General features: G+C 58.9%; 6 protein-coding genes. 5 read left to right on the forward strand and 1 reads right to left on the reverse strand.

The window, feature by feature from the left end; all coding sequences use genetic code 11:
* Positions 1–134 precede the first annotated feature (134 nt).
* The 3 genes from sigE (at position 135) to HMPREF2807_RS00715 (ending at position 1,973) form a co-directional block, all read left to right on the forward strand.
* Complete coding sequence (sigE, locus tag HMPREF2807_RS00705) at positions 135–800, forward strand: RNA polymerase sigma factor SigE (protein WP_046648302.1); 666 nt, start codon at positions 135–137, stop codon at positions 798–800.
* Between the two features lie 83 nt (positions 801–883).
* Positions 884–1,333 carry an anti-sigma factor family protein gene (locus HMPREF2807_RS00710; RefSeq protein ID WP_046648303.1) on the forward strand — a complete coding sequence of 150 codons (450 nt, stop codon included), beginning with the start codon at positions 884–886 and terminating at the stop codon, positions 1,331–1,333.
* A gap of 67 nt (positions 1,334–1,400) precedes the next feature.
* Positions 1,401–1,973, forward strand: a complete 573-nt coding sequence (locus HMPREF2807_RS00715) for a twin-arginine translocase TatA/TatE family subunit (protein ID WP_070509644.1) — start codon at positions 1,401–1,403, stop codon at positions 1,971–1,973.
* A 6-nt stretch (positions 1,974–1,979) separates the two neighbouring features.
* On the opposite strand, the gene HMPREF2807_RS00720 is transcribed toward HMPREF2807_RS00715, so the two are convergent.
* Complete coding sequence (locus HMPREF2807_RS00720) at positions 1,980–3,119, reverse strand: Mrp/NBP35 family ATP-binding protein (protein WP_198531112.1); 1,140 nt, start codon at positions 3,117–3,119, stop codon at positions 1,980–1,982.
* Positions 3,120–3,278: 159 nt separating this feature from the next.
* On the opposite strand from HMPREF2807_RS00720, the gene HMPREF2807_RS00725 reads away from it, so the two are divergent.
* Positions 3,279–4,055, forward strand: coding sequence for a hypothetical protein (locus HMPREF2807_RS00725; RefSeq protein WP_070509648.1), 777 nt, complete (start codon positions 3,279–3,281; stop codon positions 4,053–4,055).
* A 381-nt stretch (positions 4,056–4,436) separates the two neighbouring features.
* A complete protein-coding gene (locus HMPREF2807_RS00730; protein WP_070509650.1) occupies positions 4,437–12,032 on the forward strand; it encodes a G5 domain-containing protein in 7,596 nt (2,531 codons plus the stop codon).
* Positions 12,033–12,214 lie beyond the last annotated feature (182 nt).

A 12,214-nucleotide genomic window follows, 5' to 3' on the forward strand; every position in this document is an offset into this window, starting at 1 on the left:
CTGCGTGCCGAGAATCGCCCGCAACTCTCCTCAGCTGTGACGCAAGAAGCGCATGTAAGCGGTGTGACGGATTCACAGGTTGCTCACAGGGCCGTGGCTGGAGTTTCGCCGCGCACTATAGAAAGATATTCGGCATGACCACACAGCAGCGCGAGTTTGAGCCCGCTCACCGTTCCACCGATTCCTCCGCCACTGGCAGCCATGATGCCAGCGCTGAAACTGAGAAGTTGACCGGAACCGCTGCGTTCGACGCCGGCCAGGCCGATATGCCTTCCTGGGGTGAACTCGTGGCCGAGCACGCCGATGATGTCTATCGCTTGGCTTACCGCCTCTCCGGCAACCAGCACGATGCTGAAGACCTCACCCAAGAGACCTTTATGCGCGTCTTCCGTTCTTTGGATAAGTACCAAGCGGGAACCTTTGGGGGCTGGCTGCACCGCATCACCACCAACCTCTTCCTGGACATGGTCCGCCACCGCTCCAAGATCCGCATGGAGGCCCTGCCGGAGGATTATGAGCGCGTCCCCGGAACCGACATGACCCCGGAGCAGGCCTATTCGGTAGCTAACCTGGATCCGGCGCTGCAGTCCGCGCTCGATAACCTCGCACCGGATTTCCGCGTGGCCGTGGTTCTCTGTGATGTCGTGGGCATGAGCTACGACGAAATCGCCGAAACCCTCGGCGTCAAGATGGGCACCGTGCGCTCCCGCATCCACCGCGGCCGCTCCCAGCTGCGTGCCGCACTGGAGAAGGAAGCCGAGAGCAACGCAGACACCCGCAGCCTGCTGCGTACGCGCTAGACTGGGCAGCGTTTAAATCTGAGACCGCGAGAATTCTGCCGCCTAGGGCAGAGGAGCGCGCACTGAGGTGAGGTGACGTTGAGGTGAAAGCAGAAGGACATAGCAGCGACGGCCAGTCCCTGAGTCTGTCCGGGTTCTTCACCGAGGCCCAAGCCAAAGTCCGCGATAAGGCAAAGGCCCGCGCTCAGCGGGCAGATACTATCGGCCATTTGGGGCCCGAGGCGGTCGTCGCTTTCGTCGACGGCGAGATGCCCGCCAAATATGCCCACCGCGTACGCATCCACCTCGTGCACTGCCCGGAATGCCGGGCAGAAATCCACCACCAGCGCAACGCCGCCGAGTGGGTCCGTGAATGCAGCGTGGAATCCCATGTCAAGGCTCCTGATTCCCTGATGGCGAAGCTTGCTGGCATCGCCCATCAGGGCGTAGGGCCCGGGCCGGATGCGGAAGCGCCTGCGCACCAGCCACGTCAGGATTTCCTGGACAAGGTGGAGATGGTTGTGCGCGCCATCCGGCACAACCAGCGGGGCTAACAAGAGACCGAAGCCTTCCGCGCGCCCGTCGCCCTGTCATCACTAGCGAAGTAGTTAAGATAGTTTCGTGTTTTCCTCAATTGGATGGGTAGAGATCCTCGTCATCGTGCTGCTGGGTCTGGTGATCATCGGCCCCGAGCGCCTGCCCGGCGTGATCATGGACGTCCGCGCGGCTATCTACGCCGCGCGCAAGGCCATTGCGAATGCCAAGGCGGAGCTCAACGGTGAGATGAGCGGTCTCGGCGCGGAGTTCGATGATCTTCGCGTACCGCTGAGTCAGGCGGCGGAGTGGACGCGCATGGGGCCGCGCGGGGTGATCACCAAGGCGCTTTTCGACGGCGACGATTCCGCCTGGGACGACTTCAACCCGAAGAAGATGGCAGAGGACATCAAGAAGAGCACCAGCCCGTATGAGCATGACGCGGAAGTAAACAACCAACCCGCGCATAACCAGCAGGGACCGGCACAGCCAGCGCCGGAGCAGAACACTGGCCGGCCGACCTTCGATTATTCGCAGGTCTATCCGGACCTTGGCGCCCAGCAGCCAGCGGGGGAGAAGGCGGCTAAAACGACACAGCCCCCGCGCGGCGGAAATGCATCCACCGGCGAGGGCAGCTCCTCCTGGGAGGACGTCACCTAAGGGCTTTTAGCTCTTGCGGGTAACACCCAAGCCGAGCTTCTTGCCCACGAGGGAATCGGAGCGCACGGCAATGGAATCGGCCACCTTGTTAATGGCTTGGGCAGCGGGGGAGTCGGGCGCGGAAATAACGATGGGCGTTCCGGCATCGCCAGCCGCGCGCAGGCTCGGATCGAGCGGGATGCTGGAGAGCAAAGGAACCTCGTGGCCCAGCAGCACGCTGAGGCGCTCGGCCACCACGCTGCCGCCGCCGGAGCCGAAGATATCCATGGTGGAGCCATCCGGCATGACCATCGCACCCATGTTCTCAATCACGCCGGCCACGCGCTGGCGCGTTTGCTGCGAGATGGAACCGGCGCGCTCGGCCACCTCGGCCGCAGCCGCCTGCGGGGTGGTCACAATCAGCAGCTCCGCATTGGGGATGAGCTGGGCCACCGACAGGGCAACGTCGCCGGTACCCGGCGGCAGGTCCAGCAGGAGCACGTCGAGGTCGCCCCAGAAGACGTCCGCGAGGAATTGCTGGAGGGCGCGGTGGAGCATCGGCCCGCGCCAGACCACCGGCGCGTTGCCCTCCACGAATTGGCCAATAGAAATGTGCTTGATGCCGTGGGAGATGGGGGGAAGCAGCATTTCGTCGTCAAGCACTGTGGGGCCCGCCGTGGAACCCAGCAGGCTGGGCACGGAGTGGCCGTAAATATCGGCGTCCACGATGCCCACCTTGAGCCCCTTGTTGACCAAGGCAGCGGCCAGGTTCACCGTGACGGAGGACTTGCCCACGCCACCCTTCCCGGAGGCCACCGCGAACACGCGGGTGGTGGACTCGGGCTTGGCAAAGGGGATCTCCGGCTCGGCCTGCCCGCCGCGCAGCTTCTGCTTGAGCTCTTTACGCTGCTCATCGCTCATCGGTGTCATCGAGATGTTGATGTTGCCGACACCGTCGAGCTCCTCCACGGCCGCGCGGGTATTGGACTCGATGGTGCCCTTCATCGGGCAGCCGGCGATGGTGAGATAAAGCTCGATGTCCACGTCCGGACCGTTAACGGCCACGGACTTCACCATGCCCAGCTCCGTGATGGGGCGTCCGATTTCTGGGTCATCGACGCGGGTGAGCGCGTCGCGAACGGAAGATTCAGTAATAGCGCTAGTCATAACGCGCATTAGTCTAGTCACTTGCTATCGGGGAGAGCCACACCGCCGTCTGGCCAGTGGGGTGTGTAAGATTCAGCCAGATGCTGCGGCCCAGCGCTGCGGACTGAGGACTCTGAAGAACAGTGACATGTGTGCTGCATGTCCGGTTGAATAGAAAGAATGCGCCTGATTCTGATGCCCCGCCTTATTGCACGTTCCCGCACCTTCGCCCGCGTTGTTGGGGTGGCCTTGGTGGGGGTTGCGGGGGCGTCGTTAAGCGCCTGCTCTGGGTATGAACCCAAGCCGGATCCGAACCCAGTGAACTCGGCACCGATCACCATCATGATTGATCCGACTTCTCATGAGCAGAGCGTGCTGGCGGAGATCTACCGCCAGACCCTGCGCGATGAGGGGCGCGCGGCCACCGTTTCTCAGAAGCCTATGCTGGTGCGCCAGGGAGGGGAGCACGTCAGCGGGGTCAGCACTAACGGCAACTTCTTCGTGGGCTGCACGGGTGAATTCTTAAGCGTCTACAACCCGGAGGAAGCCCGCGCGATTTCCAAGGACTACGTGGCTGCCAAGGAAGAGGGCACCAAGGACGTGGACTTTTTGGAGCGCACCCACGTCGCCCTCATGGCCTCGCTGCCCCCGGAGGTCTCCGTCGTGGAGCCCGCCGGTGCCGAAGGCTGCCCTAATTCAAAGCCGGAGCTTCCACAGAATTACGTCGTGGTCTACCAAGACGGGCTATTCAACCGCGATGAAAAGCTCGAAGTTGCCTCCTTTACCAAGTTCCTCACCGCGCAGGACCTTGATGAAGTGGTGAAGGAAGTAGACGACTCCGAGGACTTTGAGGAGACCGTGCGCGCCTGGATGGAGGCCAACCTCATGCAGAACCTCAATGAAGAAGGTGACTCCAATTCCTCCGGTGGCTCGGATTTGGTCCACGAGGAGTCCTAGAAAATTCACATTCAGAGATTCAGTTCTAGTTGCCCGCGCGTGGCGGGGTGGGGCTGTTGAAACGGCCTTGCTTGGCGCCGACTCCCTGCACCGCTAACGCCCAGAAATGGGAGGAAAATTTCTAAGACTCAGCAAACCGGAAGATTCTGTGAAGTTCATCCTTCACATGAAACGTGCACTGGCTTTCTTAAACTGCAGGTTAAACAAGTTTTTCCTTGCTTATGTCTGAAGAGAGAGGTATCGTTTATAGAGATCGTCTGCTTGTTCCCTGTCTATTCTCTGGGGCAGTCGTGGGGAAATAACTTGATAATCCACAGGGGTTTTGGGTTTTCCGCGCTCAGAGGGCGAGGCAGAGTGCTGCATTTGAAAGGACATTTAATAATGAATGCACCAAAAAATCGCTCCAACCGGCTGCGCTCCTCTCGCAAAGGGGTGGCAGCTCTTTCTGCTATTACACTCGCACTGAGCGGCCTCAGTATCACCTCTTTTAATACGGTGGTCCCTGACGCCACTGCTGCGGAGTTCTCTGGGGGTATCCGCGACAAGTCGGGAGCGGTGGAGCCCGATGCCCAGCAGGCCTCGGATCTGCCGGCCGGTTCGTGTACTGTCTCGGAGAGCACTGAGAGTGGCAGCCAGGCTGGTTTCAGCTGGAATACCTCTGAGCCGTCTGCGACCAGCCCCAACAAGAAAGCCTGGGGCTTGAGCGTCTCCTTTGATAGCTCGAAGGACCGCACGTTCGCCGATTGGAGTTTTACCAACTCAGGCCTTATGGGTGCGTACCTCGATGCAGGACAGGTTCCCTCTATGGGCGCCGGTCAGACCTTTCTTGGTAACAATGTCACTGACAAGGCTGACGAAGCCCTCGTCATTGATGGCTCTAAGCAACAGCGAAACCTGAACCTTGTCGCAGAACTGACCGATGCTAAAGTCAAGCAGTTCGCTGAAGCCACTGCCGCTAACCCGGTGCGTTACGCCTGGCAGGGCAACTATAAGGCTGACCGTACCTCCGGCCCGTTTGCCACCCAGGGGGGCAGTGCATCCTTTACGGCCATCGTGAACCCGTGGCCGAGCGAGAACATCGAATGTAATCCGATCTCGGTATCCTGGGAGAACCGAGAAAAGCTGGTGATCAGGCCGGGCGAAGAGCTCAAGGTCGGCAAGATTAACGTTCCAGCGATTAAAGACGGGGGCGTGGATGATTCCCTGTCCCGCATGGTTGTGGAGGCCTACGACGCCCAGGGTAGCTTCATCGGAACGAGCGACACCGCTGCTTCCGGTGGCGGTACGTTGAGCCTGCGTATCGATCAGACTACCGGCGATATCTTCTACACCATGCCGGAGTACAAGGGTACGAAGCTGAGTCAACAGCAGGGCATGCGGTTTAGCGTGTTGGCAAAGCCGCGTTCTGTGGAGCAGCTTCAAGCTGCTGCTAAGAAAAATAACGACGACGGCGAAGGCAGTGCTTTTGATAGCTCTAATTCGCTTTCTCGCTACAATAAGGCCAACGTAGTGAGCAACAATCAGTGGAGCTTCGATGACACCCAGTTCCACGAGCCGGAGTATTCTCCGGTCCAGCAATCAGTGACCTCTGGCGTTGATAAGACTTCGAATACAGTTGTCACTGGGCCCCAAACTCTTACCTATAAGCAGGTTGGTGACAAGATCGCTGATTTGGTGAGGAGGCGTGAGGACGGCGGCGTCGAAGCCGAGGTGAAGCTTGATAAGCGCTACGTTTACCGAGGCTGGGACGCTAAGTTAGATCCAAACACCTATGACGTCACCGTCACGACACCTGCCAACCCGCTCCCGGGTACCTTTGCGCAGCCCCGCGTCATTGTCACCTATTCCAATGGTTCGCAGGATATTATCCCGCTGCTCGCAGTTATTGATCCGAACAATACCCAGGTGACGGAACTTGCTGTCAGAGGAACCGTCGAGGGCCCAGCTGGTAAAGTACTTGTTTCCGAGCTTGATTTAAAACCCAGCTTTGAGGGATACGACCCAGTCCGGCCCAAGTCTTTTGATGTTGACCCTGCGTCCGTTCCGGACGGATGGATCGTAAAGGTCGATGATGACGGAACTGTGAAGGTCAAGGCGACGTCGCCGGAAGCTGCTGCGAACAACACCAAGATTTTGCCGAGGGTTATCGCTACCTACCCAGATGGGACGACCGATACCGTTGAGGTTCCCTTCCAGATCGTCAATGCGATCAAGGTTCCGGACTACACCGCGGAATCCGGCCACATAAATGAAACGGTTACGCTTCAGCCAACCTTGCCAGAGCTTGGCTTGGGCGGTCGCGCCGATGACGAGAAGCCCAATCGCTATACCTTCCCCGACGGTTCTTTGGAGTACAAGTATGGTGACTGGACAGTCACTATCGACGAGAATACTGGTGAGCTGACTTCGACGATTCCGGAAACAGCTATACCTGGCGCGCGACTAACCATCCCAGTGAAGGCTTACTACGCTACGGGCGCTACCCCACAGGTGGTGACCGGCACCATCAACGTTATTGGTGATGGCACCGGCAAGGACTTCGCTTCCTACCCTGCGCAGGTGACTAAGGCAGGGGAGAAGGTGACTTCGGATATCGATACGATGTTGTCCGATCCGAAGCTCGCTAAGTACAAGTTGCCTGATAACTTGCCGCAGGACTGGAAATTCGACATTGATGAGAAGGGTACGGTTACCGCAACCCCGAATGTGACAGTGGAGAATGGTACGACTGTCACCGTCAATGTAGAAGTAACCTACCCGGATGGTTCTACCGCTACTGTTCCGGCAGAGTTTACGGTCATCGATGCCTACGCGCGTACGAATGACCCCTTGTATCCGACGGTTAGTGGTCAACCCGGTACATTAGTGGTTAGCCAGGTGGATCGTACTAACCTGTACGATGCTGCTGAACCGAAGTTTTCCATTATTACGGATCCGAATGACCCGGATTATATTGATCCACCCCGCAACCTGAAATGGGAAGATGTAAAGATTGACCCGGTTACGGGTGTCATCACCACTCCGATCAGCAAGTTTGCTCTGCCTGGAACCTCTGCGGATATCCCTGTTCGTGTCACATACAAAGACGGTTCGACTGATAAGACGATTGCCACAGTCGTCGTTAAGGCGGAAGTACGGCAGGTCTATGAGGCACAGTACTTGCTGCAAAACACCACGCCTGGTGGAACAGTTAAGTCCGGAATTACGGAAGCAACGAGGATTCCTGAACGCGACCTCGCTAAGGATCCTTCGAAGCGTTTCCAGGTGCCTTCAGACTTCAATGGATGGAAGGTCAGCGTCGACGAAAACGGTGTCGTCACCGCCACCGCACCGAAGGACGCTCGACCTGGTGACGGTGTGGATATCCCTGTTACCGTCACGTACTATGACGGCTCCACCGACACCGTCTTCGCACCGTTCAATGTGAAGGAGAACCAGAAGGACATCAGCGAGCCTACCTACCCGGTTCAATCCACCAAGCCAGGCACCGAAGTGAAGCGTTCCGTTAACCGGGACGGTGCGCCGAACGGTACGGCCTTCTCCTTCGGCTTGGACGGCGACAAGCCGAAAACTGAGGACACCGTTGACGGGTGGACCTACAAGATCGATCCGAAGACCGGTGAGGTTTCCGTAACCCCGCCCGCTGACTCTAAGCCGGGTGACAAGCACGTACACAACGTCACGGTGACGTACCCCGATGGTTCGACCGACGAGACTCCAGTTACCACTGTGGTGAACTTGACTCAGAACTTCGAGGTCGATCCGTCCTACCCGCCAGAGACTACGTTCCCTGGCGAGACGGTTACCGCACCGCTTACGATTGAGTTTCCAGAGGGCATCACTGTGGCCGAGAAGGATCCATACAAGATCACTCCGGCTGATGGCTACACTGCAACCGGGGATAAAAACGAGTTTGGTAATCCGACGTACACGGTCGCGACGGCCAACGGCAATTGGCTGGTCGGCCTGGATGACAAGGGCAACGTAATTGCTACTGCACCTAAGACCGCGAAGCCGGGTGACTCTATCAAGGTTCCGGTCACGGTTACCTACTCCGATGGTTCCACCGATCGGATTTATGCACCGATCAACATCCAGGATGCCCCGACGCGCGAGGTGCCGTTCGATGTTGAGTACAAGTTCGATGACACCGTCCCGCAGGGCACCTACAAGGTCGAAACCGAAGGTGTTCCAGGCACAGAGGTACAGGACCGAAAGGGCAAGTGGTCGCAGACCAAGGCTCCGGTCAATGAGGTCGTCGTCATTGGTACCAAGCCTGCAAAGGCTACCGATGAAATGACCTGGACCATGGCTACTGGTTTCGACACCATCATGCGCCCGAACCCGGCACTCAAGCCGGGTGAGGTAAAGGTCGTTCAGGAGGGCGAAGCTGGCGAGCGCACGATTACTGCGAAGTTCGACGCCACGCTCGAACCTGGTGGCGTTCCGACGGTGAAGACCACGTCGGATACTGTGACCAAGGACTCGAAGCCACGCATCGTGGAGTACGGCCCGCGCCTTGAGGATCAGGAACTGGTTTTCACTGACAAGAACCGCGTCCCGTTCGAGACTGAGATCATTTATGACGACACTCTTAAGGCTGGCGAGCAGGTCGTTGACAAGAAGGGTGAAGAAGGCGAAGAGACCGTTACGACTAAGCAGAAGCTTGTCGACGGAAAGCCTTCCGGTAAACCAGAAGTCACCAGGGAGCAGACTAAAGCTCCGGTCAAGCAGATTATCCGCGTTGGTGGCAAGACCACTGGTGAGAACGTCGAGACCTTCAAGACGGAAGCTCCGTTCAAGGTCGTCGTCAAGTACGACCCGAACATGCCTGCTGGTGAGTCCAAGGTGACGACGCCAGGCGTTCCGGGTGAGAAGACGGTGACGATCAAGCGCAACATCACCAACTCGAACCCGGACGGTAAGCCGACGGTCTCTGAAGAGATCACGAAGCAGCCCGTCGACGAGGTCATCACCGTTGGTACCAAGCAAGCCACGGCGACCGATAAGGTCGAGTGGACTGAACCGATTCCATTCGGCACGACTCTGCGACCGAACCCTGACCTCGCTCCGGGCGAGACCAGGGTCGTCCAGGAAGGTAAAAACGGCGAGGCTTCCTATGCTGCAACCTTCATCGGCACCAACGGTGAAGCACAGGTTGCGGAAAGCAAGGCCCGCACTGAACCTGTCGAGCGCATCGTCGAGTACGGTCCGAAGGCTGAGGACACTTCTGTCGTGACGAAGACTGAGAAGCCGGTGCCGTTCGAGACGAAGATTACGTTCGACGACAGCTTGCCGGCTGGCGAGCAGGTCGTCGACAAGCAGGGTGAGCTCGGCACTGATGTCGAGACTTCTACTCAGAAGATCGTGGATGGCAAGCCTTCCGGCGAGCCGACCGTGACGACTGAGCGCACCAAGGAGCCGGTTGCGGCCGAGATTCGTGTGGGCACCAAGACCGAAGGATCCCACGTCACCGAGTCCGAGGTTGCTGTACCTTTCGAGACCGAGATTCAGTTCGACGACACGATGCCGGCTGGTACCCAGGAGACTGTCCAGGAGGGCAAACCGGGCAAGGATAAGGTCACCACGACCCAGACCATCGTGAACTCGAAGGTTGTTAGTACCAAGACCGAAACCAAGCGCATCGAGGAACCGGTCAAGAAGATCATCAAGGTCGGCACCAAGGGCAAGACCACGTCCAAGACCATCGAGTGGACCGAGAACACCCCGTTCGAGGTCGAGGTTCGTGAGAATCCGAACCTCAAGGCTGGTGAGACCAAGGTTGTCCAGGAAGGCAAGCCGGGCGAGGTCAAGCACACCGTCACGGTGACCTCCGACAACGGTGAGATTTCCACCAAGGATGACGCCAAGGAGATCAGCAAGCCGACCAAGCAGATCATCGAGGTCGGTACTGCGCCGACTCAGACCGAGCTGACGGATAAGCACATCGAGCAGACTCCGTATGAGACCCTCATTGAGACTGACCCGAACCTTGAGGCCGGAAAGGTTGTAGAAGCCCAGGCCGGTTCCTTCGGCGAGAAGGAAGTCACGAAGGTTTGGAAGCTCAAGGATGGAAAGGCCGTAGGTGACCCAGAGACCTCTGAAAAGGTCACCAAGGAGCCGACGCCGCGCAAGCTGCGCATCGGTACCAAGGCCGTCACGGAGACCTCTAAGGTCACCACGACGGAGAAGGTTACCGAGACCAGCAACACCACCACGACGGTGACGGAGAAGGAGCCGGCCCCGTACCCGGATCCGGAACTGGAGCGCTCCTTCTACGGTGTTGAGCTGGTTAAGCCTGGCCAGTCTGAGTCTCAGGACGTAAAGAAGCACACGGACGGCAACACCTATGAGGTGCCATCGGACGTGGACGGCTGGACCGTCTCCGTTGATGAGAACGGCCGGGTGACGGCAACTGCACCGTCGACGGCGAAGTCCGGCGACTACATCGAGGTTCCGGTAACGGTGACCCCGAAGGGCGGCAAGCCGTACGTCACCAACGCTGTCTTCATCGTGAAGGAAGACCCGCAGGATGAGCCCACGGAGCCGACCGAGCCGACTGAACCAGATGATCCCGAGCTGATCCCGGCACCGACCTACAACCCGGATGTCATCAAGGCCGGCGATACCAAAAAGGTTGGAATCAACTACGGCCACACTGAGGGCAACACCTACGAGTTAGGTGAGATTCCGGCTGGTTGGACCGTGACCATTGATGAGTCCACGGGTGAGCTGACGGTTACTCCGCCGGCTGATACCCCAAGTGGCACCATCAAGGAGATTCCGGTCAAGGTGACCACGAAGAACGGTGATGTCTTCAACGTGAAGACTGTCATCGGTGTCGTTAGCGATAACTGTGGCTGTGGCCCAGTTGAGCCGACGGAACCAACCGAACCAACGGATGAACCGACCGAAGAACCCACGGACGACCCGACCAAGCCGACCGAGCCGACCGACGACCCGACCAAGCCGACCGAGCCGACGGACGAGCCGAGCGCAAGTCCAACGACGACGGTGACGGTCACCACGACGGTCAATCCGTCTGAGCCCGAGCCATCCGAGGATCCCTCGGAGCCTCAGCCGACTTCTGAAACCCCAACGCCGACGCCTTCTGATAGTGGCACTACGACGGTAACTGTCACTGAGACAAAGGAGTCTCCGGAGCCGAAGCCGAGTGAGGAGCCAGAACCCTCTGGTACCGCAAAGCCGACGACGTCCAACACGGCTAAGCCGACCACCACGGTAACGGTGACTGAGGATCCGTCTCGTCCGAAGCCGTCGGAGGAGCCGACCACAGACAAGCCGAAGCCGTCGGAGGACCCGACTGTGACGGTGACTGTGACAGAGACCAAGGGCACGCCGGAACCGAAGCCGACCGACGAGTCGACGACTCCGTTGGTTCCGACTGAACCGACGGATCCGACTCAGCCGAACGAGCCAAATGAGCCGAACGAGCCAGGTGAGCCGGGCAAGCCAGGTGAGCCGGGAGAGCCGGGCAAGCCAGGTGAGCCGGGCAAGCCAGGTGAGCCTAACGAGCCTCGTATACCTGAGCTCGGTGGATTGTGGCCGCTGCTCATTCCGCTGGTACTCGTACCGCCGGTCTTGAGCCATTTCTTCAAGCCGCCGCATGATCCTGCACTGCCGCAGAAGCCTTTCGAGCCGCTGAAGCCGCTGGATCCGAAGGCCCCAGGCGAGGCTCCGCAGCAACCGCAGCCGGAACAGCCGCAGCCGCAGGCACCAGGTGAGGCAGCACAGCCGAGTGCTGTGGAGTCCAACAACAATGCTCAGCCGAGCCAGAGCGAAAACACCACCCGCTCTACTAGCTCGCCCTCGAGCACGAAGGACTCCAAGAAGAGCTCCTCTTCTAGAGCCCTGGCGAATACCGGTGCAAATATCCTGTGGCTACTTGCCGCAGCGTGGGCACTGATTGCTGGAGCAGTACTGCTTCTGCGTCCTGGTCGCCGCAAGGAGTCCTAGTCCGCTAGGAAGCTTCAGGGCCGGGCTGGCCCTGAAGACACGGTTTACTAAGCCGTGAATGAAACGCCCGAGCATAAGCTCGGGCGTTTCTCTTTTGCCTAGTTCATTGCGGTGGTTCGATTTCGTTGTTGAGAGCCAATGCGGTGTATTACCTGACTTGGCTCAAATTAGTGCCGAAGGGT

It is taken from the genome of Corynebacterium sp. HMSC074A09 (genome assembly GCF_001811545.1).
GTDB lineage: Bacteria > Actinomycetota > Actinomycetes > Mycobacteriales > Mycobacteriaceae > Corynebacterium > Corynebacterium hiratae.